The 24,842-nt window shown below is 34.4% G+C and carries 28 protein-coding genes and 2 pseudogenes; 8 read left to right on the top strand and 22 right to left on the bottom strand.

What is annotated here, in order from left to right; genetic code table 11:
• The first annotated feature begins 226 nt into the window (after positions 1-226).
• Positions 227-1,102, top strand: a complete 876-nt coding sequence (locus tag V7014_RS04300) for a hypothetical protein (RefSeq protein ID WP_335504527.1) — start codon at positions 227-229, stop codon at positions 1,100-1,102.
• Between the two features lie 51 nt (positions 1,103-1,153).
• On the opposite strand, the gene V7014_RS04295 is transcribed toward V7014_RS04300, so the two are convergent.
• The 5 genes and pseudogenes from V7014_RS04295 to V7014_RS04275 form a co-directional block, all read right to left on the bottom strand.
• Complete coding sequence (locus tag V7014_RS04295; protein ID WP_335504525.1) at positions 1,154-1,390, bottom strand: indolepyruvate ferredoxin oxidoreductase subunit alpha; 237 nt, start codon at positions 1,388-1,390, stop codon at positions 1,154-1,156.
• A 33-nt stretch (positions 1,391-1,423) separates the two neighbouring features.
• Entirely contained in the window at positions 1,424-1,948 is a 525-nt protein-coding gene (locus V7014_RS04290; RefSeq protein WP_335504523.1) for a YwhD family protein, read from the bottom strand.
• A 29-nt stretch (positions 1,949-1,977) separates the two neighbouring features.
• Positions 1,978-2,223 (bottom strand): DUF1450 domain-containing protein, encoded by a 246-nt coding sequence (locus V7014_RS04285; RefSeq protein ID WP_335504554.1) that lies wholly within the window; start codon positions 2,221-2,223, stop codon positions 1,978-1,980.
• A gap of 35 nt (positions 2,224-2,258) precedes the next feature.
• Positions 2,259-3,196 (bottom strand): annotated as a pseudogene (locus V7014_RS04280) (bifunctional riboflavin kinase/FAD synthetase).
• A 70-nt stretch (positions 3,197-3,266) separates the two neighbouring features.
• Positions 3,267-3,890: a superoxide dismutase gene (locus V7014_RS04275; protein ID WP_335504521.1), complete on the bottom strand. Its 624-nt coding sequence runs from the start codon at positions 3,888-3,890 to the stop codon at positions 3,267-3,269.
• Positions 3,891-4,161: 271 nt separating this feature from the next.
• Here V7014_RS04275 and V7014_RS04270 point away from each other — a divergent pair, with 271 nt between their 5' ends.
• Positions 4,162-4,848, top strand: coding sequence for a helix-turn-helix transcriptional regulator (locus V7014_RS04270; protein ID WP_335504519.1), 687 nt, complete (start codon positions 4,162-4,164; stop codon positions 4,846-4,848).
• A 48-nt stretch (positions 4,849-4,896) separates the two neighbouring features.
• Here V7014_RS04270 and V7014_RS04265 read toward each other — a convergent pair whose 3' ends face one another.
• From V7014_RS04265 to V7014_RS27180, 7 genes and pseudogenes are all read right to left on the bottom strand, one after another.
• A complete protein-coding gene (locus tag V7014_RS04265; protein ID WP_335504517.1) occupies positions 4,897-5,532 on the bottom strand; it encodes a FusB/FusC family EF-G-binding protein in 636 nt (211 codons plus the stop codon).
• A 135-nt stretch (positions 5,533-5,667) separates the two neighbouring features.
• Complete coding sequence (locus V7014_RS04260) at positions 5,668-5,943, bottom strand: CD3324 family protein (protein ID WP_335504515.1); 276 nt, start codon at positions 5,941-5,943, stop codon at positions 5,668-5,670.
• 320 nt (positions 5,944-6,263) lie between these two features.
• Positions 6,264-7,487, bottom strand: a complete 1,224-nt coding sequence (locus tag V7014_RS04255; RefSeq protein ID WP_335504513.1) for a multidrug effflux MFS transporter — start codon at positions 7,485-7,487, stop codon at positions 6,264-6,266.
• Between the two features lie 61 nt (positions 7,488-7,548).
• Positions 7,549-8,379, bottom strand: coding sequence for a MerR family transcriptional regulator (locus tag V7014_RS04250; RefSeq protein WP_335504510.1), 831 nt, complete (start codon positions 8,377-8,379; stop codon positions 7,549-7,551).
• Between the two features lie 122 nt (positions 8,380-8,501).
• Positions 8,502-9,278, bottom strand: coding sequence for an HAD-IIB family hydrolase (locus tag V7014_RS04245; protein ID WP_335504508.1), 777 nt, complete (start codon positions 9,276-9,278; stop codon positions 8,502-8,504).
• Positions 9,279-9,457: 179 nt separating this feature from the next.
• Positions 9,458-9,676: pseudogene (locus V7014_RS04240) on the bottom strand (helix-turn-helix domain-containing protein).
• A gap of 14 nt (positions 9,677-9,690) precedes the next feature.
• Positions 9,691-9,825, bottom strand: a complete 135-nt coding sequence (locus tag V7014_RS27180) for a DUF2975 domain-containing protein (protein ID WP_438824862.1) — start codon at positions 9,823-9,825, stop codon at positions 9,691-9,693.
• A gap of 252 nt (positions 9,826-10,077) precedes the next feature.
• Between V7014_RS27180 and V7014_RS04235 the strand changes: the two genes are divergently transcribed.
• The 5 genes from V7014_RS04235 to V7014_RS04215 all read left to right on the top strand — a co-directional run bounded on the left by V7014_RS04235 (position 10,078) and on the right by V7014_RS04215 (position 13,865).
• Positions 10,078-10,890 carry a TrmB family transcriptional regulator gene (locus tag V7014_RS04235; protein WP_335504506.1) on the top strand — a complete coding sequence of 271 codons (813 nt, stop codon included), beginning with the start codon at positions 10,078-10,080 and terminating at the stop codon, positions 10,888-10,890.
• Between the two features lie 62 nt (positions 10,891-10,952).
• Positions 10,953-11,840: a DMT family transporter gene (locus V7014_RS04230; protein WP_335504504.1), complete on the top strand. Its 888-nt coding sequence runs from the start codon at positions 10,953-10,955 to the stop codon at positions 11,838-11,840.
• Positions 11,841-12,090: 250 nt separating this feature from the next.
• Positions 12,091-13,107 carry an NADPH dehydrogenase NamA gene (namA, locus tag V7014_RS04225; protein ID WP_335504502.1) on the top strand — a complete coding sequence of 339 codons (1,017 nt, stop codon included), beginning with the start codon at positions 12,091-12,093 and terminating at the stop codon, positions 13,105-13,107.
• A 107-nt stretch (positions 13,108-13,214) separates the two neighbouring features.
• Entirely contained in the window at positions 13,215-13,541 is a 327-nt protein-coding gene (locus tag V7014_RS04220; protein ID WP_335504500.1) for a hypothetical protein, read from the top strand.
• A gap of 12 nt (positions 13,542-13,553) precedes the next feature.
• Positions 13,554-13,865, top strand: a complete 312-nt coding sequence (locus V7014_RS04215) for a spore coat protein (RefSeq protein WP_335504499.1) — start codon at positions 13,554-13,556, stop codon at positions 13,863-13,865.
• A 134-nt stretch (positions 13,866-13,999) separates the two neighbouring features.
• On the opposite strand, the gene rnz is transcribed toward V7014_RS04215, so the two are convergent.
• Entirely contained in the window at positions 14,000-14,917 is a 918-nt protein-coding gene (gene rnz, locus V7014_RS04210; RefSeq protein ID WP_335504497.1) for a ribonuclease Z, read from the bottom strand.
• Between the two features lie 303 nt (positions 14,918-15,220).
• On the opposite strand from rnz, the gene zwf reads away from it, so the two are divergent.
• Positions 15,221-16,729, top strand: a complete 1,509-nt coding sequence (gene zwf, locus V7014_RS04205; protein WP_335504495.1) for a glucose-6-phosphate dehydrogenase — start codon at positions 15,221-15,223, stop codon at positions 16,727-16,729.
• Positions 16,730-16,952: 223 nt separating this feature from the next.
• Here the strand turns inward: zwf and V7014_RS04200 are convergent, their stop codons facing one another.
• The 9 genes from V7014_RS04200 to V7014_RS04160 form a co-directional block, all read right to left on the bottom strand.
• Positions 16,953-17,129, bottom strand: coding sequence for a hypothetical protein (locus V7014_RS04200; RefSeq protein ID WP_335504493.1), 177 nt, complete (start codon positions 17,127-17,129; stop codon positions 16,953-16,955).
• A 164-nt stretch (positions 17,130-17,293) separates the two neighbouring features.
• Complete coding sequence (gene gndA, locus V7014_RS04195; RefSeq protein WP_335504491.1) at positions 17,294-18,697, bottom strand: NADP-dependent phosphogluconate dehydrogenase; 1,404 nt, start codon at positions 18,695-18,697, stop codon at positions 17,294-17,296.
• A gap of 177 nt (positions 18,698-18,874) precedes the next feature.
• Positions 18,875-20,137, bottom strand: coding sequence for a DNA polymerase IV (locus tag V7014_RS04190; protein ID WP_335504489.1), 1,263 nt, complete (start codon positions 20,135-20,137; stop codon positions 18,875-18,877).
• Between the two features lie 120 nt (positions 20,138-20,257).
• On the bottom strand, positions 20,258-20,773 hold the full coding sequence (locus tag V7014_RS04185) for a GNAT family N-acetyltransferase (protein WP_335504487.1): 516 nt from the start codon (positions 20,771-20,773) through the stop codon (positions 20,258-20,260).
• 141 nt (positions 20,774-20,914) lie between these two features.
• Positions 20,915-21,511: a hypothetical protein gene (locus V7014_RS04180; RefSeq protein WP_335504485.1), complete on the bottom strand. Its 597-nt coding sequence runs from the start codon at positions 21,509-21,511 to the stop codon at positions 20,915-20,917.
• A 120-nt stretch (positions 21,512-21,631) separates the two neighbouring features.
• Positions 21,632-22,126 (bottom strand): GNAT family N-acetyltransferase, encoded by a 495-nt coding sequence (locus V7014_RS04175; RefSeq protein ID WP_335504483.1) that lies wholly within the window; start codon positions 22,124-22,126, stop codon positions 21,632-21,634.
• Between the two features lie 161 nt (positions 22,127-22,287).
• On the bottom strand, positions 22,288-22,779 hold the full coding sequence (locus tag V7014_RS04170) for a GNAT family N-acetyltransferase (RefSeq protein ID WP_335504481.1): 492 nt from the start codon (positions 22,777-22,779) through the stop codon (positions 22,288-22,290).
• Between the two features lie 220 nt (positions 22,780-22,999).
• A complete protein-coding gene (locus V7014_RS04165; RefSeq protein WP_335504479.1) occupies positions 23,000-24,118 on the bottom strand; it encodes a M20/M25/M40 family metallo-hydrolase in 1,119 nt (372 codons plus the stop codon).
• A gap of 128 nt (positions 24,119-24,246) precedes the next feature.
• Positions 24,247-24,753, bottom strand: a complete 507-nt coding sequence (locus V7014_RS04160; RefSeq protein ID WP_335504477.1) for a GNAT family N-acetyltransferase — start codon at positions 24,751-24,753, stop codon at positions 24,247-24,249.
• Positions 24,754-24,842: the final 89 nt, after the last annotated feature.

The raw sequence follows: 24,842 nt of genomic DNA, 5'->3' as shown, positions 1-24,842 counted from the left end.
GAATGTATCTATTATTTTCTAGTATACTGTAAACTGAGAAGAGGTTATTGACATAGAATAGCTAAGAATTCATTTTCCTTTCCCAGAAACACTTTATCAATCTATTATTTAGTCAGTTATTTCTGAATTTATCGCGTTCTATCAGGCGCTAAGACTTTTAAGTGGGAGATGGACGAATATCCCCATCGATAAATGCTGCACTTTATAAAGAAGGTGTTCTTTTGAAATGAAGTATAAGAAACGATTTATTCTCATTATTTTTTTATTAATAGTATCCGTTTCTTCAATAATAAATATGTGGAAATGGAAAGAAAATGACGGAATAGCTACATGGGTTTGGGATGCAGAATTATTAAAAAAAGAATTCGATCAAACGGTGAAATTTATTAAGGATCAGGAGCTACAATCTGTTTATATTCAATATAGTTCTACTATTAATACTAGAACATATAAACGGTTTATTACAAGCATGCATGACATTGGAGTAGACGTATATGCTCTTGATGGTGGGCCCGATTGGGGAATTACAAATCACGAAGATAAAGATCATTTCCTTAATTGGTTTGTTAATTATCAAGATGGAGCTACAAACAAAGAAAAATTCAAAGGGATTCATCTAGATGTTGAACCCTATTTGTTAGACGAATGGAAAACCATTCAGGATGATATAGTAAAAAAATATATCTCTCTAATCACAAAAGTAAAAGCAGTAACAACTCATACCAAAACAAGTCTCGGAGTGGATATACCTTTCTGGTACGATAAAATAGTATTGAAAAATGAAAAACAGAACATGTCTCTAGCCCAATGGATAATACACAATGTCGATGAAACCACTATTATGGCTTATCGAAATTTTGCAAATGGAAATAACGGCATTATCGATATCACTGCTAAAGAAGTGGACTGGGCAGAGCAAGCAGGAACTTCTTTATATATTGCGGTCGAAACAGTAAAACTTCCTGAGAAACATACATCTTTTTATCAAAAAGGGAAAAATGAAATGTCAAAAGAATTAGAGAAAGTTTCAGATCACTATAAAGATCGTATTTCCGGTATTGCCATTCACCATTTAGAAAGTTGGAAGGACCTAAAATACTAATAGCAAAAAGAAGCTCGCCCATATGCTTGCTTCTTTTTAAATGCATTGATGTTAATGGTTAAAAAACTTTTTCGCTTTCTCTAAATAAATTTGATCTCCATCCTCTAATTCATCCTCATGAAAGATTGCTTCAACCGGGCAAGCCGTCTCACATGCTCCACAATCGATACAGATGTTTGGATCAATAAAGTATTGGTCGTCACCTTCTACGATACAATCTACTGGACATACATCCAAACAATCTGCTGCTTTCTCTGCCATACAAGGTGCCGTTATTACAAATGCCATTTCAATTCTCTCCCCCAAAAAATAGTTTATACATTACCATATCTCTTTAAATTCATCACTAGAATGATTCCAATAATCTTCATTGAAATGAAATAAAAATTCTTTTAATATCGTCTTTGAAACATCGTCCATCTTATTTAGATCACATTTATTTTTCAAAACTTTGCTCAAGCTATTCACTTGTTCAGGCATAGATTTATAACCTAAGCGAATTCTTCTCTCTTCACTTGATACTAAAACTTCGCATGCTCCAATACCTGAATAGTAAGGACCATGTTGCCCTCGATTTAAAGCTACCCATACAATCCAATATAATTTAGGGTCAATTAATCCTTCGTTAACTTTTTGAAATCTAACTTTTTTCTCGATTTTACTTCGTCCATGTAATGCTTCCATATCGATAAAAGCTTCGTTATTTTCAGGATCAACGATGACAGAAGTAATATTTTCTAATGAAAGAGCTCCTACGCCATAACCACCATCACCATTAGTTGGATCATTTTTGATAATATTAAATTGGGCTTTCTTTTTTGGCGAATTTGAATCATTTGCTTTCATAGCTAATCCCCCTTTCCCCTCTCAATCTTTTACTGATACAACGCCAGTTCTTCTTCAATTTTTTCTTTAATGCGGATTAAGCATTCCTCAGCTGTTTTGGCAAAAATACGTTTACCATTTACAATCGCATACGGTCTTCGAGCACACATACCACAAAATGATAAACAATCGCTTTTTATAACTGCCACTTCAGGATATTCACGTTCAAGTATCTCTTCAATATTCAATACAGTAATTAAATTTCCATCACATATTTCTACTACTACAATTCCTATAGCGCTTACCTCTTCAATTTCTTAGATTAAGAAGCTTACCCATGACTCATTCCAAAAAAGACGTTAGCGTTATGTTTATCCTTATTCATTTGTTCAATTAATAAGTCGAGATTCGAGAATTTAATTTCTTCTCGTATATATTTAAGAAAAGATATGGAAACCATTTGATCATATAAATCTCCGGAATAATCAAGTAAATGAGCTTCTATTAAATAGTTTTCTCCATTTACAGTTGGTCTGAAACCTACACTTATGATTGTATTCCAATATTCATCATCACTTATTCTAGCTACACCCGCATATATACCAGGTTTAGGAAGCACGTAATTATCATCAGAACCTGTAATATTTAAAGTTGGAAATCCTAATGTTCTTCCTAAAGCTTCTCCGTGAATTACTTTTCCTGTAACGCTATATGGTCTCCCTAGTAAAGATTGAGCTGCTTCTATTTTTCCCGTTGTAATAAAGTTACGAATTGATGTGCTGCTAATTTTTTTACCGTTTATTTTCATATGTGGCACTACAGTCACTTGAATACTTAACTGACGACATAATTCGATTAAATCATCAGTATTCGATTGACTCCCTTTACCGAAACGGAATCCTTCTCCGACTACTATTCGTTTAATATTTAAACGCGATAAATGATCTAACACAAATTCTTCTGCCGTCGTATTAGCGTATTCTTTCGTAAAATGTATTTGATATAATCTCTCAACTCCGTAATTCTTTAAGACTTGGATTTTGTCATTCTTTGGAGTAATGGCATGCTGATATTTTTTTCTTGTCGCAAAACCCAAAGAGGATGATCTGTGAAACTCATCACTGATAAAATCTCATCATTCTCTATATAACTTCTAGCTGTTTGAATAATCTTGGTATGCCCAATATGTACACCATCGAACTTGCCAATTAACAGTATTTGCGATTGCGTATCTTTTGGTGGTTTCCCTGTAACTTGAATGATTTCCATTCTTCCACTCCTTTCGAAAATATTTTAACCTCTTAAATAAGGTGCCATATAGGCACCTTATTTTATTATTTTATTTACTTAGCGATTGGGAATATTTTTTAGAAACAACATCCCAATTAATGATGCTAAAAAAGCTTGAAACATAATCTGGTCTTCTATTTTGATAGTTTAAGTAGTATGCGTGCTCCCACACATCAAGACCTAGAATCGCTTTTTTACCATCCATAATAGGATGATCTTGATTTGGTGTGCTCATAACTTCTAATTTATTGTTCTTATTAACAACAAGCCATGCCCAGCCAGAGCCAAATCTAGATGTTGCTGCTGCAGTGAATAGTTGCTTGAATTGATCAAAACTTCCGAAAGTAGCATTAATTTCATCACCTAATTGTCCTGTTGGTGCATTATTTTCTTTAGCTGGAGCAATTATCTCCCAAAATAATGAGTGATTTAAATGTCCACCACCATTATTTCTTACAGCTGTTCTAATTCCTTCTGGTACACTTTCTAAGTTTGCTAAAATTTCTTCAAGCGATTTTTCTTGCAATTCAGCTTGCCCTTCCAGAGCTGCATTCAAGTTAGTAACGTATGTTTGATGATGCTTTCCATAATGAATTTCCATTGTTTGTTGATCGATAACTGGTTCTAAAGCTTTGAAATCATAATTTAAAGTTGGTAATGAATAATTTGACATAAGAATTCCTCCTATTTTTAAACTTTATAAACTAATAAGTATAAAAAGTATAAATAAAAGATACTATGGATGTATTTCTTAAAGCAACTAATTTGCTCTTTTTAGAAAAAATAATTTTAAAGAGCCAAAATACGTTAAAATCCCCCATTGTTGAATTCTAGCTAACAATATTTTAAACTTTTTTATATAATAAGTATAATCAATATCGTAGAACTAAGCGTGGCACTGCTTTTTCAAAGTAGCTATACTGACTTAGTAGATCAGAAAAGAGGTGCCTATATTGGATAAATCTAAAAAAAGTACGAAAGAAAAAATTCTTGAATATATAAAAAAAGAAGTTTCACTTACAGTAAGTGATTTAACCAAGCTATTAGATATTACTGATATGGCCGTTCGAAAACATTTAAATATATTAGAAAAAGATCAGTTTATTCAATCGACTGAAGTAAAGCAGCCGATGGGTCGACCTCTCCAAATATATTCATTAACAGAAAAAGGTGAACGACTTTTTCCAAAGAACTATGAAAATATTAGTGTAGAATTTCTTCATGATATTCAAGAAATGCATGGTACAGAAACAGTTAATCAATTGTTTTTAAAAAGAGAGCAAAGACTCACTCAAGAATATTCCAACCGAATGATTAATATGCCTACATCAGAAAAAATAGATGAATTAGTAAAAATTCAAAATGAAAAAGGCTACATGGCAGACAGTACCCAAATAGATGAGAACACTTTCGAATTAGTAGAATATAACTGCCCCATCATTGCTGTAGCAAATGATTTCAAAATGGCATGTAGTTGTGAAACAAATATGTTAAAGAGCGTCCTTAAAACGCGAGAAGTAAAAAGAACCTGCTGTAGAACAGAAGGGGATGTACACTGTAAATTCTTAATCAAATTTCAAAACCTAACAATTGAAAATAACGAGAAAGAAGCATCTAATAAGTCATTTTAATGATTAATTAGATGCTTCTTTCTGCACCCCCATAACTCTCTTCATCCATCACTTACACATCAAAATGAAATCCATTAGTTTATCCAGAGAGGTTATATTATGATTACATTTTTGTCCATCTTGACAAATGTAATTTCCTCTCTTAGTGAATGTGCCTTGCACCGTTCCTTTTGTTTCAGTCATGAACATGCCAACTTCTTCTAATTTATTACATAGAGCGCAAATCCCTTTTTTGTGTATAGGTTTAAAGGTGCCGTGTAAACCGATACACTTGTCATTATCATAGGCAATAATATATTTTTTTTGAGATCCCTTATCATCCCAGCTTAAGTATGATATCTCTTTCATATCCATATTTTCCAATATCGGAACTTTCAACTTCTTTACCTTAGGCATTAATTTTTTTATCGATTGTTGGGTTACTTCTTTAAACGGCATTATATATGGTTTTAATTGTGATAAAAATTCTTCAGCCTGCTCTTTATCTTTTATTTCAGTAATTGAATGTAGAAGCTGTTTTTTCTCTTCATCTATGTTATTGAACAAATTTAATACTCTTTCTGTTGCTAAAGACTTCAGCGCATTTAGAACAGCCTTATCATTTACGGATGAGTGTCCATTGATTAAAGTCTGTGTTTGGGCCCTAATAAAATTAAATTGGTCATTTCTAATAAAAGGTTCCATTTGTATCACTCCAATTGGTATGATTATACCGTTAATTCACTAGTCATTTATACATTACACGATTTATAAAAGATATTATAGGCATAGAGTGATTAAGAAACAAACTCACCATACATAAAAGCACTGATGAAGGCATCAGTGCTTTTCTAATTTAGAATATACAATTTTTTTGATTGTTTCTATAGAGAGATGGTATTCACTAGCTAATTGATCGATTGACGTACCGTTTTTAAAAGCTGTTTTCATTGAAACATTTCTTTCATCAATTTGCTTTCTAGACCCTGAACGCGTACCCCATTTTTGATGAGTCGCTTCAAGTTTAGGAATATATATCATTTCTCCATGAACATACTTTTGAATTTCTGATATCAGCTTTTCAGGTAAAATAGCGTTTGCCTTTACATATGCCATTTCCGCCAGCTCCTTATTTTATTTAAATTCACTAAATAAGGGGCAAAGCCAGTGTATCAGAAAAGCTCACTTGGGCGATTGATTATAAATTCATCCCCATGCAAAGTATCGCCTTCCCAATACTAGGCTTTGCATGAGACGTTGCAGAATCTGGCATTCTAATCTTGCTTGCCATTTCATTCACCTACCTAAACACATTTGGATGATTAATTATCCAATTATTTAATTCCATTATAATACAGCTGAACTCTTCGTGCATCCTATTCCTGTCCATCGCTACATTAGAAGCTTAAATGAACCTATTACCACTTTGTAAAACATTATTGCTTTTTTTGTAGAGGATAAACCATTACAAAGTAAATGAGCAACGCTAACAATTCTGTAGCGGCAATAACGATCGCCATTGGAAGTGCTGAATTTTCTCCTCCCAATCCTACTAATGGAGCAACAATGGCCCCAAATAAGAATGTTAATAGCCCCAATAAAGCGGCAGCACTTCCAGCCGATTTCGCTTGATTGGCCATCGCAAGTGAAAACGCCGCTGTACCAACAATGCCCACGCAAGAAACAAGTAAAAATAACGGAATCAGAATTCCCAAAATATGAGCATCGATTAATACAGAAATTAATAAACTTACTCCAGATATGGCTGCAAGTACTAGTCCTATCACTAATAACTTAGTTTCTCCGTATCTACCTGCTAGTTTTCCAGTAATTTGGGTAGCAATAATAATACCTAGTCCATTTATAGCAAAATACACACTAAACATTTGTGGAGAAAAATTATAAATATTTTGAAGAACGAATGGTGAACCTGAAATATATGCGAACATTGCCGCTCCCACTAACCCTTGAGATAGTGCATATCCCATAAACAATCGATCTTTCATAATATGCCCAAATGCTACAAAGGTTTCCTTCATACCGCCTTGTAATCTTCGGTTAGCTGGTAATGTTTCACCTAAACCAAATACTACTGATAGAAGGGTAACAACACCAATGATACTAAGAGCGAAGAAAACCCCTCTCCAAGACGTTACTTCAAGCAATTGGCCACCTGCAATCGGTGCAATTATTGGAGCCGCTCCATTGACTAGCATAAGCATAGCAAAGAATTTTGTTAATTCACTTCCAGAGTATAAATCTCGAACGATTGCTTTTGACAAGACAATACCTACTGCCCCTGCCAATCCTTGAATGAACCGTAATAAAATAAAAACCCAAATATTTTGTGTAAACATACATAATAATGAAGCTATCGTATAAAGCAGTAAACCGAACATCAATGGCTTACGACGTCCTCTTATATCACTGATTGGACCTGCGAAAAGCTGTCCAACTGCTAATCCAACCATACATGCTGTTAAACTAAGTTGTACATTAGAAGCTGAAGTATGTAACTCACTCGCTAATGATGGTAATGCCGGTAAATACATGTCTAGCGAAAAAGGCCCAAATGCCGATAAAATTCCTAAAATTAATATCAACCAAAGCCGCTTAGATGAGCGACTGGTTTCTTGAACAGATGATACCGCTTGTTTCATTCTTTCTATTCCTTTCTCGTTTGATTTAAAAAATACCTGTTACCAAGTTTAAACCCTCCCTCTACTGGAGGGTCAACTTCATAACAGGTATTTGAATTTCTGTTAAATAATCTTTTTGATCTTTTGATATAAATTCATCAACAATCATTCTTTCAATAGCATCACCCATCACCTTCAATTGATTGTCTTCAATATATTTTAACAGCTTATGATAATAAAATTCCGAGTCTTCACGCTTTCCATTAAAGTCGATACAAACATAATCTCCTTGTGGCAACACGGTTGTATAATCATCGTTATAATGATGATCTTCTAACAAGATAAAAACAGAACTATATTCATTGAATTGATGTTTTTGAAGATTATGTACCGATACAGTAAGACCTACTCTTCCTATGAATAAAGATGGCTCCAAGTTAAAACTATTTTCCAATCCCTTTAACGTTAATTCTAACTGGTGCTCCGAGAATATATTCTCCTGTATCGCAACTATACTTCTTGATTCAATGCTTTTTAACTTAACGATACCTAAATCTTGAATTTGCTTAACAGCCTTTAATTCCTCGATTCTATCGAGAAAGCGAGCACTTATTAATTGCAATTCCTTTATTTTTTGATCCGTTCTTTCCTTATGTTCCTCCAATAAGTGCACAAAATTTTCTAAGCTACCTTGTTCGAATTGATTCTTAATTTCTTTCAACGATAATCCTAAAGCCTTTAAATATTTAATAATGTTTAACTGCTCAAATTGTTCCGTTGAGTAGTACCGATAACCATTTGTTTCGTTTATTTCGATTGGCTTAAAAAGTCCAATTTCATCATAGTATCTTAACGTCTTAATCGAAATATTATGTAGTTTAGAGATTTCTCCAATTGTAAAAGTATTTTTCATTCAATCACCCTTTAGTGAAAATAACTTGTTATATTCTACTTTACAATATACCCCTTACCATTAACTAATCATATAAAAAAGACCACTTTCTGTGATCTTTTTGTTTGTTTCTGTATAGTTCCTTATTGTGCATTCATCAATGTATAAGTCTTTGATAACTCATTTAATTTCTCAACAATCATTTGTTCGTAATCACCTTCAAGATGAATTGTCTCTGCAGCATAAGGAGCTAACTGTGTGTGATATCCGACCATTACTGTATGCATTGCATTCTCAAACATAGAAATATCATTTGTATCATTACCAAAAGCAACATATGTCCCTTGCTCTATACCTAATTCCATCAACGCACTCCATTTATTTATGCCTTTTGGACTTATGTCGATTATATTTTCGTTACTATGTATGTTCACAAATACATCAAGTTCTGAAAGCTTACTAATCAATTGCTCGTTATCAGTTGAAGTTAAGATAAGAATTTTCACTATGGAAGATAAAGCATCTACATGAACTAAATTCGCCAATTTTTCCGTGTCTAAGTTTTGTAATATAGGATGATTATTAGATCCAGTATAAGCATAATCCCATTTACCATCTATTAAGTAAGTAGCATCAAAATCCTCAATCAACTGCATGATCCCGTTAACTGATTCAGTTGAAAAAGCATTTGAATATACGACTTTTCTTTCCTTAGAAATGAGCGAACCATTACCGCCTATCATTGTATAATGATGAAATCTTTTATTTATGACAGGTAACATATCTCTAATAGGTCTTGCAGATGCAAATATAACTTCATGCCCCGCTTTGGTTAAATAATCAAGGGTATTAAGTATTTTTTCACGTATAGGTTGTCCTTTAAAGCAAATCGTACCATCTAAATCAAAAACAAATTTCATAAAAAATCCCCTTTGAATTCAAAACTTGTTACATAAAGTATATTGTAAGATTCATTTTTGATTTTTACAAATATTAAAATAAATGTTCCAAAACAGCACTATCCATTCGAATGATAAATGACTCGTTATATATAAGAAAAACTGTCTTAGCGACAGCCTTTCTTTTTTGCATATTTACTCTAAAAATCCCCTTTATCTTCCACATATTCTATAATATCCCCCGGCTGGCAATCTAGCGCTTTACATATTTCATTGAGTGTTGTAAATCAAATGGCTTTTGCCTTATTATTTTTTAAAATTGATAGATTCGCCATCGTAATACCTAATTTCTGAGATAATTCAGTAGAACTTACTTTCCTTCTAAGAATCATTAAATCTAAATTTATTTTAATAGTCATAGTTTCTACCAACCCTAAATAGTTTGATCATTTTCATTTTTTATATCGATCGCTGTTTCAAACAGACTTGAAAAGACTAAGCTCAACAATCCAGTTGTTAAAGTAACAAAAGAGACGATAATACAAGGTATTACTATTTTTGCATTTATACTTTTTTCATTGTTTTCCTCTACTTTCTAAACCTTAAAATATTTTTTATTTAAAAACAATATTATTTTATCGTTTTTCGATATATTTTATTATAAAGCAATATTTATCCCACAATCACAATAAGTACTCTAAGGTTAACCATAAATAAAAAGCATCACCCTTTAGTCCTCGATTAGTTACCTAAAAATATAGACAATTCAAAAAGAATATTTTATAGTAGTTAGTATAATAACTGCTATGAAGGAGATTTTATGGAAGAAAAAGCAATAATTGAATTGCAAAAGCATGGATTTTCAAAATACGAATGTAAGGCATACATAGGTTTATTGAAATCGCCTGCGATTACTGGCTATGAATTAAGTAAGCGTTCTGGAGTACCACGTTCAATGATCTATGAGGTATTGGGTAAATTACTCGATAAAGGAGCCATTCAAACTGTTCCCTCTGACCCAATTGTTTATAAGCCAGTTGAGCCAAAATTGTTACTTTCTCGTCTTAAAGAAGAGATAAATTCATCATTAGACTTACTCGAATCTACTCTTACAAATTTAGAAAGTGATCAGAAAGTGGACGTCGTGACAAGAATTGTCCAGTATGAGCATATTGTTCAAGAAATGCTTTCAATGATTCAATTAGCAAATAAGGAAATCTGGTTATCGATTTGGGCTCCTGTTGTCAAAGACATTGAAAAAGCTGTGCGAGAGAAAGAAGGATCAATACCCATTTTTACAGTCTTATTTGGAGCTGAAGAAGTGACGTTAGGACATACGTATCATCATAACTATATGGCTCCAGAAATCGTAAATAAACGGATGGGTGGATATCTCACTATACTTATCCGAGATGAAGAAGAGGCACTGATTGCTAAATTTAGCGATAAGGGTTCAGAGTGGGCTGTGAAGTCAACAGATCCTGCGCTTGTTCTTATTGCGACTGAATACATTCGACATGACATTATGGTAGAAGAAGTCATAAGTGCATACGGTCCTGAAAAGCTAGAGGAGCTATGGAAGACACGTGAAGACCTGATTCATGTAATGACAGGAAAAAACAGCTTAGCTTAAAAGCTGTTTTTTTATCACAAATCAATAGTCGTTATTATAATAACTACTTAGGAGGACAGTAGATGTACGCCAAACTAAAATTTGCCATCTCCATGGCTATATTCGGTTCAATCGGCCTGTTTTCAGTAAAAACAGGTCTTCCATCGATTGAATTGGTTTTTGTACGATGCCTATGTGCAAGCCTTCTTTTAGGAGCAATATGGGGTTTTCACACATTAAAAACAAAAGAAGTACGTAAAAATGCTGTCCCACGACAGGAATATTTACTCGCCATACTATGTGGTGTATTTCTGATTATAAATTGGATATTTTTCTTTCGTTCTTTTGAAGTAATGCCTATTACCGTGGCAGTATCCATTTATCATTTAGCTCCTGTTATTGTACTTCTCCTAGGTTCTTTGATCTTTAAAGAAAAAATAACAGGAACAGGTTTGCTCTTTTTCTTTATTTGCTTTGTAGGAACACTATTAGTTGGAGGAATCCACCAATATTCATCCATTACTGGATTTTTATCTACTGGTGTTCTCTGGGCATTTGCAGCTGCATTTTTCTATGCCCTTACTTCGATTACTGGAAAAGGAATTCAAATACTTAGTCCGTTGCTAACTACCGTTATCCAAACGAGCCTAGGTGTTATATTACTAATTCCATTAGTGGATTGGTCAAAATTTATGAATCTTACTATTGAAAATTGGGTCTACATCTTAATTACTGGATTTATTCATACAGGACTTGTATTTTACTTGTTTTTCAGTAGTTTGCGCGAGTTGAAGGCTCAAACTATTGCTATTTTAGTTTTTGTTGATCCAGTAATCGCAATCTTGCTAGATGTTACTATTTTGAACTACCGTCCTGACGTGTATCAACTTCTTGGAATTTTATTAGTATTTATCGGGATAAGTTACTCTCCCAAAAAAGAAAGAAGTTTAGAGAGTGTGCAAAGTTATTAGCTTAACTTAATTTGGGCTATGAGCGAACTATCCTTGCATGTTCTTACTGGCGCTTATTCTCCCACTTAAACATCTTCGCTTTTACTTTCGTTTTGAAGTGGGGGTCTTAGCACCAGTTAGAACGGGATAAACTCGCTTATATTAAACAGCACCAAACTTTGGTGCTGTTTTTAAATTGATGTATTTTTCAAAAAAAAACAAGTGAATTTGTTATACTTTTAGCAAGTCGAAATAAAAAGGAGCGAGTATGATGAGTAAGAAATTGTTCACCCCGTTCACAATAAAAGATGTCACTCTTAAAAATCGAATAGTTATGTCACCAATGTGCATGTATAGTGCACAAGGAGAAAACGGTGAAGTAGAAAACTGGCACAAAATCCATTATGGAAGTCGCGCAGTTGGTGGAGTTGGGATGGTTATGTTGGAAGCAACAGCCGTTACACCCCAAGGCCGAATTAGCGTTCAGGATCTAGGGATTTGGGATGATTCTCATATTTCTGGTTTAGCAGAGCTTGTAACGCTTATTAAAGAACATGGGGCTGTATCTTCCATTCAAATTGCACACGCTGGTCGAAAAGCTGTCATCCCTGGTGACATTATTGCTCCTTCTGCTATCCCATTCGATAGTAAAAGTAAAATACCTCAGGAAATGACCATTGAACAAATCGCTGAAACCATTTCTGCTTTTCAAGCAGGTGCTCGACGTGCGAAGGAAGCTGGCTTTGATGTTATTGAGCTTCATGGTGCACATGGCTATTTAATCAATGAATTTTTATCACCTCTTTCAAATCAACGGAATGATCAATATGGAGGTACACCAGAAAACCGTTACCGTTTCTTACAAGAAATCATTCGCGCAGTTAAACAAGTCTGGGATGGCCCTGTCCTTGTTCGTGTGTCAGCAAATGACTATCATCCGGAAGGTTTAACTGTTGAAGATTACATAACTATTGCAAAATGGCTGAAAGAAGATGGTATTGATTTAATCGATGTGAGCTCTGGTGCTGTAGTACCTGCACCAATTAAACCTTTTCCAGGGTATCAAGTACCTTTCAGTGATCGCATTAAGCATCATGCTGACATTAGTACAGGTGCTGTTGGTCTAATAGTAAATGCTATGCACGCTGAAGAAATCTTACAAAACGATCGAGCTGATTTAATCTTTATCGGTCGTGAATTATTGCGCGACCCTTACTGGGCAAGAACAGCTGCTATGCAACTACGAACTGAAATAAAACCACCTATACAATATGAGCGTGGATGGTAATTCACATTACCGTCAAATACCAATAATGATAAATATAAGCTATGAATAAAAACCTCCTCCTTTCACCATTCTAAAAAAGAATGAATGTGTAAGGAGGAGGTTTTCAATTGAAACCATTAACAGCTAAAGAACTCGAATATATTGTAGATTGCATGGCTAATGAAGACTTACTAATTAAACAATGTGTAGCTGCAGCTGCGCAAACTCCAACAACAGCTGTAAAACAAATTTGCGAACAATTATTAATGCAACATAAGCAACATTACCAAGGGCTGCTAACATTATTACAACAGCATTCTTCACTCGCACCTAAAACGGTTGAAGAAGCTACAGCGATGGAACAAAAGCAACAAGCTCAAACCGTTCAGCATCAAAATCAACAATTCGTTGCTCAGCAACAAACGAATCAAGGGTTTCAACAAGACTTACATTAAGGAGGTACACTCATGAACCAACAAAAGCCCATTCTTGCAGATGAAGATTTACTATACACAATCTTAGCTGACTTAAAACGAACTTGTAGAGAATATACAACTGCTACAACAGAATCAAACTGTCCAACTGTTCGACAGCATTTCCTATCACTCACTCAAAGCAGCTTGGATTTACAAGGAAAACTCTATAATTTCATGTCACAGGAAGGAATGTATAGTACATCTTCTCCAACGCTTGCAGGCGATATTACAAAACAAGTCACAGAATATGGACAAACACAAATTCAAACAAATCAACTAATTCAACAAAACCTTGGTCAATAAGGCTAATACAAAGGGCTGTCCAATAAGTCCTCAAGAATAAAACGAGGTGCCCAGAAAATCAGTGAAAACTGACTTTTGGGCACCTTTGTTTTTTAAAATAAATTTCTTTCCGAAAACGATCATTTTAATTGGTCTTACTTTATTTCAATCTTCATGAAATCTTCAGCGATCATTGTATTTGGAAAGATCTCAGCCGCTTCTTGTTGCAAAGCTTCCACTTCTTCACCTAAATAACGAGAGCTTATATGTGTTAAAATAAGATTTTTCACATTTGCTTCTTTAGCCGTACGTGCCGCTTGTGTAGTTGTTGAATGGTTGTACTCTGTAGCCATCTCTTCAAATTCACCAGCAAATGTCGCCTCATGAATGAGATAATCACAATCTTGGGCTAAAAGCTTACTATTATCACAAACCTTAGTATCGCCTAAAATAGCCAATATTTTCCCAAGCTTCGGCTCTCCAACATAATCGCTTCCATGAATGACAGTGCCGTTTTCCAGTTCAACCGTCTCACCATTTTTTATTCTTTTATATAGGGGACCTGGCTGTAAACCTAGCTTTTGTAAAGCTTCGACCTGTAGCTCACCTGGCCGTGGTTTTTCTACAATTCGAAAACCAAAGCATGGAATCCCATGTTCCAACTTGCGAGCTTCTACAGTGAAAGACTCGTCCTCAAATATAATTCCTTCTTCAATCTCCACAAAGGATAAAGGATACTTTAAGTGTGTTCCACTAATTTGAAGCGAGGTTGTTACATATTCAGCAATACCCTTCGGTCCATATACAACAAGCTCATCTGTTCCACCTTGAAAGGAACGACTGCTAATTAAGCCAGGCAATCCATATATGTGATCACCGTGCAAATGTGTTATGAAAATTTTCTCAATTTTGCTAGTCTTTACATTTGTATGTAAAATTTGGTGCTGGGTTGCTTCTCCGCAATCAAACATCCAAACAGCACGACGTTCTTCCAAAAGCTGAAGAACAACGGAAGAAACATTTCGAGCCTTCGCTGGAACACCCGCTCCCGTACCTAAAAATACTAAATTCACACAAAATCCTCCTAATAAAGTGAAGCTTTAATCGATAGAGATTCCTTCTCTATAAACTATCAGTTCTACCAATGGCTTTAGACCCTTAATAATCACAGGTTTGAACGTGATAAGCCGTTCACTATAAATTACATATATTGTAGCAAACAAAAGTTAAGCAATGTAAATTTATTTTCTTTTCACAAAGATATATAATAAGATTGTAATGTCTTATTGAAACTTTTATTTATATGTATACAATGAAATGAGAAAAATCACAAATAATACATATATATCGTTACTTTTTAGAAATGAGGTTCAACAGTGGATAACAATCAAAGACCTACAGCATTAATTATGCTATTTGGAGCAACAGGTGATTTAGCAAATCGAAAACTTTACCCTTCGCTATATCGTTTATATACAAAAGGGAAAATTACTGAGCGATTCGCAGTAATTGGTGTTGCAAGAAGACCCTTAACACAAGAACAATTCAAGAGTAACATTAAAGATTCTGTTTTATCGGCTATTAACCCCGTATCAGAAACCGAGCTAGAAAGCTTTGTTACACACTTTCAATACCATTCTCATGACGTATCTAATACAGATTCATATGCTGAATTAAAAGCTATAGCTGAACAAATGGATGCGAAATATGAGCTTGAAGGTAATCGTTTATTTTATTTAGCTATGGCACCAGAATTTTTCGGTCCAATTACACAGCATTTAAAATCTGAAGGTTTAACTGATACTAAAGGTTATAAACGGGTTATAATCGAAAAGCCTTTCGGACATGATTATGAATCGGCTGAGAAATTGAATAACATGATTCGAGCTTCTTTTGAAGAAGAAGAAATTTACCGAATTGACCATTACTTAGGAAAAGAAATGGTCCAAAACATTGAAGTTATTCGTTTTTCTAACATGATGTTTGAGCCGTTATGGAATAATCGTTACATCTCTAACATTCAAATTACATCGAGTGAAACTTTAGGTGTTGAAGAACGTGGAAGATATTATGATAAGAGTGGTGCCCTGAAAGATATGGTCCAAAATCATATGTTACAAATGGCTGCTCTTCTTGCAATGGAACCACCAATTAAGTTAACTACAGAAGAAATTCGTAGTGAGAAAGTACGAGCTCTCCGTTCATTACGTACATACTCTGATGCGGAAGTACTGAAAAACTTCGTAAGAGGACAGTACGGAGCAGGTGAAGTAGGAGGTTTAAGTGTAGCCGATTACCGGAATGAGCCGATGGTTGATCCAAATTCGAACACAGAAACCTTCGTAGCTGGAAGATTAATGTTCGATAACTTCCGCTGGGCTGGCGTACCTTTCTACATTCGTACAGGAAAGAGCATGGCAGCTAAATCAACGAAAATCGTTGTTCAATTTAAAGATATTCCGATGAATCTTTATTACAACCCAGCTGAAGAGCTTAGCCCTAATCTTTTGGTTATTCATATCCAACCAGATGAAGGTGTAACACTTCACTTGAACGTTCGAAAATCAGGACAAACCGGTTTTACGACACCAATACGTTTAAGCTACTCTAATAAGAGTGTAGACCGCATGAACACGCCTGAAGCTTATGAAAAACTTCTATTTGATTGCATGCGTGGAGATGCAACGAATTTCACACATTGGGATGAAGTAGCGCTATCATGGAAATTCGTTGATGGAATTTCGAAGGTTTGGAAAGAAACAATAGAAATGGATTTTCCAAATTACAAAGCGGGTACAATGGGACCTGCAAAATCAGACGAAATGTTAGCTGAAGACGACAACCGATGGTGGCCAATTGAAGATTTCGACATTGAAACTTGCTAAGAAAAGCGGAAGAGGCTGTCTTAAAAGTGATTATAAATCACTTTTAAGACGCCTTTTTACGCTTTTTAGCCCTTCGTTATAGGTTAGGTGAAATTTGTTATGCTTGTTGAATATGTTGAAAATGCCTATAATTGGCGCTTTTGAAAGAGATGAAATGCATGTATCTTCCTATAAATAGGAACAATGACTTTCAAATAAATGTAAAAACCCAAAGCACCATTCCTTATTGGACACCCTTTTCATGTTCATTTCGATGCATTACTCGTTGGAACCACTTTGGGTAAATCCATTTTTTCTTTTCTTCTTTTTCTCTACCTCGATTAATGTATAAACTAACTCCTGTTTCAATAACAATGAATAAAATATAAAGAATAGCAATTGTATTTAATATAATTTTCATCATACGCATCTCCCTTTTCAATGCTACCCTTACTATTATTTTCCCTAACTCTTAACCAACAAAACCCGAAAATAACCACTTATGAATAGTATGAAAAAGTAACTACAAACATGACAAAAAAATACGCCTAAGCGACGAATCGCTTTAGGCGTATTGATACTTCTTTATTTCATCCACTCAGTATGGAAGATACCTTCTTTGTCTACGCGCTCATATGTGTGAGCACCGAAGTAGTCACGTTGTGCTTGTAGTAAGTTAGCCGGTAATCTTTCAGAACGATAGCTATCGTAGTATGAAAGTGCCGCTGAGAAACAAGGTACAGGGATACCATTTGTAACAGCAAGCGCAATCACTTCACGAAGAGCACTTTGATAGTTCAAAGCGATATCTTTGAAATATGGATCTAATAATAGATTTTTAAGCTCTGGATTGCGGTCATACGCTTCCTTAATGCTTTGTAAGAATCGAGCACGGATAATACAACCACCACGGAAGATCATAGCGATGTCTCCATATTGAAGGTCCCAATTGTACTCATCAGAAGCTGCACGCATTTGAGCAAATCCTTGTGCATATGAACATATTTTACTCATGTATAATGCTTTACGAACTGCTTCAATCAACGCTTTCTTATCGCCTGTATAGGCTTTTGTTTCTGGTCCAGAAAGAACTTTACTTGCTTCTACTCGCTCTTCTTTAATCGCTGATAAGAAACGAGCGAATACTGATTCAGTAATGATTGGTAGTGGAACACCTAAATCAAGCGCACTTTGGCTCGTCCATTTTCCTGTTCCCTTTTGACCAGCACGGTCTAAGATCACATCAACCATTGGCTTACCTGTTTCTTCATCATATTTCTTGAAGATATCAGCTGTGATTTCAATTAAATAGCTATCAAGCTCACCTTGATTCCATTCAGAGAATACTTCATGAAGCTCTTTTGCACTTAAACCAAGCACGTTTTTCAATAAGAAATATGATTCAGAAATTAACTGCATGTCACCATATTCAATTCCATTATGAACCATTTTCACATAATGACCGGCACCATCTGGACCAATATACGTAGTACATGCATCACCGTTAACTTTTGCCGCGATTTCTTTAAAGATTGGGGCAACTAATTCATATGCTTCTTTTTGTCCGCCTGGCATAATTGAAGGTCCTTTTAAAGCACCTTCTTCTCCACCAGATACACCAGTACCAATAAAGTTAATGCCTGCTTCACTTAATTCTTTATTACGACGCACTGTATCTTCGAAGAATGTATTTCCTCCGTCAATAACAATATCACCTTTATCTAGTAACGGTTTTAATTGCTGAATAGTAGCATCTGTAGCCGCTCCAGCTTTAACCATTAACAACACTTTACGTGGTTTTTCTAGAGAGTTTACAAACTCTTTAAGCGTATATGTAGGAACAATTTGCTTTCCTTCAGATTCTTTCATCATTTCTTCTGTTTTTTCACGAGAACGGTTATACACTGAAACAGAATATCCTCTGCTTTCAATGTTAAACGCTAAGTTCTTACCCATAACAGCTAGACCTATAACACCAATTTGTTGCATATTGTAACGTCCCTTCTGTAGTCAATCTCAATAAGTATTATATTAAGCATTACTTACTGTACCAGTGATTGAAGCTTCCTTCAACTTAAATTACTTCATATCTTATTTTATACTATTTTGCTACGCAAATCATTATTTCATAAGGTGAAACTTGGGTTATATGAAACTTAGAACCAATTATAACTTGTGAAAATCATCAAAAACATCTTTACTAAAGCTCGTTTCCGTGAAGGATGATTTCTTCTCTGCATTAGATGCTTTAGCAGCTTTATAAATAATATTCTTCCCAAATTTCTGTTGTAATGCTTCCACTGTTTTCAATAATGGTTCTTCTTTCGCATCTTTTTCAAATGAAAAGATATCTAATTGTTTCACAGCTTCTTGTTCTTCAATCACATCAAAAGCTGTTACACCAAGAAGCCGTACGGCATTACCATTCCAATGCTTCTGGAATAAATCCTTAGCTTTATGATAAATATCTTCTTTCTCAACAAAAGGATTCAACACTGTTTGACTTCTATTAATGGTTTTTCGATTTTGATAACGTATTGTAACACCAATTTTTGTACCGAGTAGCTTTTTCGTTTTTAAACGTGATGAGACTTTGGCAGATAGCTTTTGCAAAACATCAAAGAGTTCTCTTTGATTCGTAATATCCTTCGGCAAGGTGGTCGAATTTCCCACACTTTTGAAATCATATATCGATTCAGGGTCAACTGGTGACTGATGAATGCCATTCGCTTTTTCTTTAAGCTTTAAACCGTTAATTCCAAGCAACGCTTTCAATTGAATCTCATTTGCTTTAGCAAGATCACCAATAGTATGAATACCGATAGTTTGTAATTTCTCAGCTGTTTTTTGACCTATACCATACATTTCCGCTGTTTGTTTAGGCCATAGTATATGAGGTACATCTCTTTTTCGTAGGATTGTAATTCCCATCGGCTTCTTCATATCTGAAGCTGTTTTCGCTAAAAATTTATTCGGAGCAATACCAATACTACATGGTAAATCCATCGTTTCATAAATTCTTTTTTGAATGTTTCGTGCAATATCCATCGGTGAACCTAAATGACTGCATTGTGTAATATCCAAATACCCTTCATCAATCGACACAGGTTCAACTAACTCTGTATATGTTCGTAACAATTGAAAAATAGCCATCGACATCGTGCGATATTTATCAAAGTCCGGTTTTAAAACATGTAAATTCGGACATAGCTTCTTCGCTTCCCAAAGAGACATTGTTGTTTTTACACCATATTTTCGTGCTTCATAACTACAAGTAACGATAATACCTCGTCGCTCTTTCGGATTACCCGCAATTGCTAATGGTTTACCCTTTAATTGCGGATTATATGCCATTTCTACCGATGCATAAAAACTATTCATATCAACATGTAAAATGACTCTGCCATTAACAGGATACATATTCTTCATAACTATCACCATTTTATATTGCTTAATGTCTCTATTTTAACAAATGGCTTCATTTAAGCATAGTTTCTTAGTTCACAGACAGAACAATCAGTGTTCACCACTTTATTCCTATACCTTCTCTTATTTATCTAACAGTAATCCCATCACATATAAATCATAGTATTTTCCGTTCAATAATGTAGAATTCTTTAAACATCCTTCGATTTCAAATCCAAATTTCTGGTAAAGCTCTACTGCCCCTACATTATCGCATCTTGTATCCAGCTGAATTCTTGTAGTAATTCCATTTGATTTTGTCCAATCAATCAATTGCTGAATAATTTGACTCCCTACACCTTTTCCTTGATAATCTTTTTGCACAACTATGCCAAGTTCTCCTGAATGTCTTGATTTGATTTTATTACTTGAAGTTATTGTTCCTATCCCGATGATTTGGTTATTTGTTAAAGCGAGGATCATTATACAATTTTCTTGTTCAACCATTGATTTAATCGACTTAGCTTGTTCATCAGCATTTAATGGGTATTCATCTTTTTCAAAACTTAAATAAGTTGTTTCTCCACCTACATAATTATAAAATTGAACGATGTCCTGAGCATCATCGATTGTTGGTTGTCTAAATTGAATTTCTGACATTTTTCATTCACTCCTAATTTTCTAACAATATTTATTAAGTATGGTTCCCATACCATGAATTATCAACTTTTTTTGGACAAGTATAACATAACGCGAAAGAGGAACTGAATACATTCAGCCCCTCTTCCATTAAAATCACTTTTATTTTTGTTCTTCTTCAAGTGCATCTGGATAAACGATTGTATCAAAGACTTTCGAAGTTGCTTCATCTTTCAAATGAATTGTAGCTTTATAATCGTCAGGTTTCACACCATCAAATAATTGATAAACCATAGATTGCATGGCAATGCCTAAAATCGCAAAGCCATCCATACTATTCTCGTAATCTGCTTGATTCACTACAATTGTAAATTCTGAAAAAGACTTATTGGTCTCTACGCGTTTAATAGAAGCTAAATCTTTATTTGTTTCAAGCTCCTTAATAGAGTCTTTTACTGTCTTTTCCATCTCTTTCATTACTTTTTTATGATGAGATTTAGACATTTTATAAGTAAGTGAGCCATCCTCATTTTTGATAACTTCTTTCACACCATCTTTTTTAGCTTGGGCAATAGTAGTATCAATGTCTTCTCCTTCGAAAAATGCTGCCGGTAACGTTACATCAACGTTCAATAAACCTTTATCTACTTCTACAGCATCATTATTTTCCTTCTTTTCCTTTTTCTCATCATCATTTGATGAACAAGCAACGAGAGAAATACTTAATAATAATAAAAGTAAAATTTTGACAGATTTCAATGTATACCCTCCTAGTAAATATAAATACAAAGAAGAGCCTATCAAAGTTGTTCACTTTATGTCTATAAAAACGCTTAAATGAAACTTAAATTTATAACAATTATTAGCTATCTATCACGATTAATCTCTAGCCTGCAATGTGTAATGCAAAATCTTTTCTATGCCTTCTAGGCCTTCACGTTTAATTCCACGAAAATCATAACCTGCTTTCAAGTAAACACTCTCTGCTCGAGCGTTATTCAAATTAACTACCGAGAAAAGCTCCAAAACATGTGGATAATGTTGCCTAACAAACTGAGGTAACATACGCATTGCCTTTTGAGCAAAACCATTACCTTGATATCGTGGATTAACGGATAATGATCGAACAAACATCGTATTCACTACTTCTCTGTCATGTAAAGCGTCCTTTGCATCATGAAGAACAAAAAAACCAATTGGAGTTTGTTGAAGTAACATGACAACTGGATCAGAATAAGTATTAGTAGCAAACATAGAAATAGCCTCACTCGGCATAAGCGTAAATATTTTCTGATTATCATCTAATTCATAGCTACAAACCTTCTCTCGATACTTCTCTTCATAAAATGCTAGTTTAACATCATTTAAATTCAATTTGTTTTCCTCCTTTTATCAGACTATTTACATCTAAAATCAATCTCAATAGTTATATATTACTAAATTTTATAAATTAAACCAATAAAAGAGGTTGCTTAAAATAGTAATCTATCAAGCAACCTCTTTTATTGGTTCATTCATTTTCATTTTTAAATATATTAATGCAAAACAAAATGAAGAATCTTTTTTAGCCCACTAGCATCTTGTATTCTATTCCCTCTATCAACATAGCCCGTCTTGATATAAACGTGTTCTGCTCTTGTATTCTTGAAATTCACAATGAGAAAAAGCTCCATAATATTTGGATAATATCCTTTTACAAATTCAGGTAATATCTTCATCGCATCCTGGGCATAACCAAAGCCTTGGTATGAAGGGTTTATGGATACTGATCGAATTAACATCATATCATCAACCTCAGTGAGATGACTAATCGTTTCACCAACCTGCAACACAAAAAAACCAACTGGTTGATCATCCTTCAATATTACAATAGGAAAACTAGACGCATCATTTTCACAGGCGATAAGCGCTTCACAAGGTAGCGTTGTAAACGTTTTTTGTGTTTCATCTAATTGATAATTACAAATCATTTCCTTATATTTTTCCTCATAGAAAGCTAACACTACATTCCCTATTTCCTTTGTCATCTACTCTTTATCCCCTTAACATGTTATACATTAATAACAAATACCCTACTACTGAAAAAGTTCTATATTTAATATCATCCTGCGTTTAAATTATCGATTCATTAAGCTTGTACTCATTTTTTTCGCTAGATAACGAAAATATTATCATAAATATTAAAATTTTTAAAATTTTAAGTATACAAAAAGCAGTACCGACACTGGGTACTGCTTTTAACCATTATTATTCGGCCACCACTTGAACGATAGAAACTACCATTTCAGCAATTTTTTCTAGCTCTTCGATGGGCATTTTTTCATTTGTAGTATGGATTTCCTCATAACCAACAGCAAGGTTTACAGTCGGAATACCAAAACCTGCGATTACGTTGGCATCACTACCGCCACCGCTGTGTTGTAATGAAGAAGGTCGGCCAATTTTTTCAGCTGCTTTCTTCGCTACTTCTACAACGTGATCACCATGATCAAATTTAAATCCAGGGTACATAACTTCTACACCAACTATAGCTTCTCCGCCCATTTCTTTAGCAGTTGATTCGAAAGCTTCTTTCATTTTTGCCACTTGCGCTTCCATTTTCTCACCGACTAAAGAGCGTGCTTCTGCAAGAATATCCACATGGTCACAAACGATATTTGTTTGCTTACCACCCTCGAAACGACCAATGTTTGCTGTTGTTTCTTCATCGATACGACCTAGTGGCATTTTCGCAATAGCTTTTGCTGCAATTGTTATTGCACTAACTCCTTTCTCAGGAGCTACACCAGCATGAGCTGTTTTTCCTTTAATTGTCGTAGTGATTTTTGCTTGTGTTGGAGCAGCTACTACGATTTCTCCTACTTTACCATCACTATCTAATGCATAACCATATTTAGCAGTAATAAGAGATGGGTCTAAAACTTTCGCACCTACTAAACCAGATTCTTCACCAACAGTAATAATAAATTGAATTGTTCCGTGCGGAATATTCTGTTCTTTTAATACACGAATTCCTTCAAACATAGCTGCTAAGCCTGTTTTATCATCAGCGCCAAGAATCGTTGTACCGTCTGTTACTACATAGCCATCAACTATTGAAGGTTTTACACCTTTACCAGGAACTACAGTATCCATGTGAGAAGTGAAGTAAATTGTATCTACTCCTTCTTTAGTCGCTGGCAAAGTGCAAATTAAGTTTCCTGCTCCAAAACCTGTTTTCGCAGCAGCATCATCTTCAATTACTTCTAGTCCTAATGAAGCAAATTTCTCTTTCAAAACTTTCGAAATTTCTGTTTCGTATTTTGATTCTGAGTCGATTTGTACTAACTCAAGAAACTCATCAAGTATTCTTTGCTTATTAATCATCTATTTTATACCTCCGTCTATGTACTACTTCCTTAGTATACCCATTGTAAAAGCTACGTGGCAAATCCATTTTATATGAAAGACACGAAGTATATCTATATTGTTCACTTTCTTAAAACAATTAAGATTTAAACTTGTGCCTCTTTCGTATCTAATTTGTAAAATAGAGTATCTACCTTCACTAAAGGAAACCTTTCCGGCAATTCTGATTGTATAACCTTTGTAAAACCATTTTTCTCATAAAATTTTTGAGCTGCTTTAAAAACATCTATAGTTCCTAAAAAAATCTGATTAACACCATTTTCCTTCGACCATTTAATAGCAGTATTTAACAACGTTTGAGCGACTAGAAACTCTTTTCCTCTAAATTCTTGCTTCACAAACATTTTTCGGAGTGCAACTTGCCTGTTACCGATATCAATTAACCCGATTGTTCCTACTATTTCTTCTTGATAAGTACACACCCAAAAGTTACCCAAACCTTTTTGATAAAAATCATTAATGATTAATAAATCCGGTTGATCTTCTTTTGAAATAGATACATTAAATTCTTCTTGTTGAATATGTAAAATTAAATCTATAATTTGATCTGTATACTTTGGTGAACATTCATGTATAGCGATTCCTTCACGCAATTTTCCGTACCTCCTTAACTATCACATCTAAAACAATTATAAACGAACAAAACCTGAAGTTAAATAACTCCAGGTTTTGTTCGTTTATA

It is taken from the genome of Bacillus sp. JJ722, assembly GCF_036963345.1.
GTDB lineage: Bacteria > Bacillota > Bacilli > Bacillales > DSM-1321 > Bacillus_AD.
The sequence above is the reverse complement of the archived record's forward strand: the minus strand, read 5'-3'. Positions and strand labels throughout refer to the sequence as shown.

What these genes read in the sequence shown, in the direction of transcription:
- V7014_RS04185 (WP_335504487.1), bottom strand. Translation starts at nt 20,773, where the DNA reads ATGTCAGAAATTCAATTTAGACAACCAACAATCGATGATGCTCAGGAC.
- namA (WP_335504502.1), top strand. Translation starts at nt 12,091, where the DNA reads ATGAGTAAGAAATTGTTCACCCCGTTCACAATAAAAGATGTCACTCTT.
- V7014_RS04245 (WP_335504508.1), bottom strand. Translation starts at nt 9,278, where the DNA reads ATGAAATTTGTTTTTGATTTAGATGGTACGATTTGCTTTAAAGGACAA.
- gndA (WP_335504491.1), bottom strand. Translation starts at nt 18,697, where the DNA reads ATGCAACAAATTGGTGTTATAGGTCTAGCTGTTATGGGTAAGAACTTA.
- V7014_RS04260 (WP_335504515.1), bottom strand. Translation starts at nt 5,943, where the DNA reads ATGGCATATGTAAAGGCAAACGCTATTTTACCTGAAAAGCTGATATCA.
- V7014_RS04235 (WP_335504506.1), top strand. Translation starts at nt 10,078, where the DNA reads ATGGAAGAAAAAGCAATAATTGAATTGCAAAAGCATGGATTTTCAAAA.
- V7014_RS04265 (WP_335504517.1), bottom strand. Translation starts at nt 5,532, where the DNA reads ATGGAACCTTTTATTAGAAATGACCAATTTAATTTTATTAGGGCCCAA.
- V7014_RS04190 (WP_335504489.1), bottom strand. Translation starts at nt 20,137, where the DNA reads ATGAAGAATATGTATCCTGTTAATGGCAGAGTCATTTTACATGTTGAT.
- V7014_RS04255 (WP_335504513.1), bottom strand. Translation starts at nt 7,487, where the DNA reads ATGAAACAAGCGGTATCATCTGTTCAAGAAACCAGTCGCTCATCTAAG.
- V7014_RS04170 (WP_335504481.1), bottom strand. Translation starts at nt 22,779, where the DNA reads ATGACAAAGGAAATAGGGAATGTAGTGTTAGCTTTCTATGAGGAAAAA.
- V7014_RS04215 (WP_335504499.1), top strand. Translation starts at nt 13,554, where the DNA reads ATGAACCAACAAAAGCCCATTCTTGCAGATGAAGATTTACTATACACA.
- V7014_RS04250 (WP_335504510.1), bottom strand. Translation starts at nt 8,379, where the DNA reads ATGAAAAATACTTTTACAATTGGAGAAATCTCTAAACTACATAATATT.
- V7014_RS04230 (WP_335504504.1), top strand. Translation starts at nt 10,953, where the DNA reads ATGTACGCCAAACTAAAATTTGCCATCTCCATGGCTATATTCGGTTCA.
- V7014_RS04295 (WP_335504525.1), bottom strand. Translation starts at nt 1,390, where the DNA reads ATGGCATTTGTAATAACGGCACCTTGTATGGCAGAGAAAGCAGCAGAT.
- V7014_RS04300 (WP_335504527.1), top strand. Translation starts at nt 227, where the DNA reads ATGAAGTATAAGAAACGATTTATTCTCATTATTTTTTTATTAATAGTA.
- V7014_RS04165 (WP_335504479.1), bottom strand. Translation starts at nt 24,118, where the DNA reads ATGATTAATAAGCAAAGAATACTTGATGAGTTTCTTGAGTTAGTACAA.
- V7014_RS04275 (WP_335504521.1), bottom strand. Translation starts at nt 3,890, where the DNA reads ATGTCAAATTATTCATTACCAACTTTAAATTATGATTTCAAAGCTTTA.
- V7014_RS04290 (WP_335504523.1), bottom strand. Translation starts at nt 1,948, where the DNA reads ATGAAAGCAAATGATTCAAATTCGCCAAAAAAGAAAGCCCAATTTAAT.
- V7014_RS04200 (WP_335504493.1), bottom strand. Translation starts at nt 17,129, where the DNA reads ATGAAAATTATATTAAATACAATTGCTATTCTTTATATTTTATTCATT.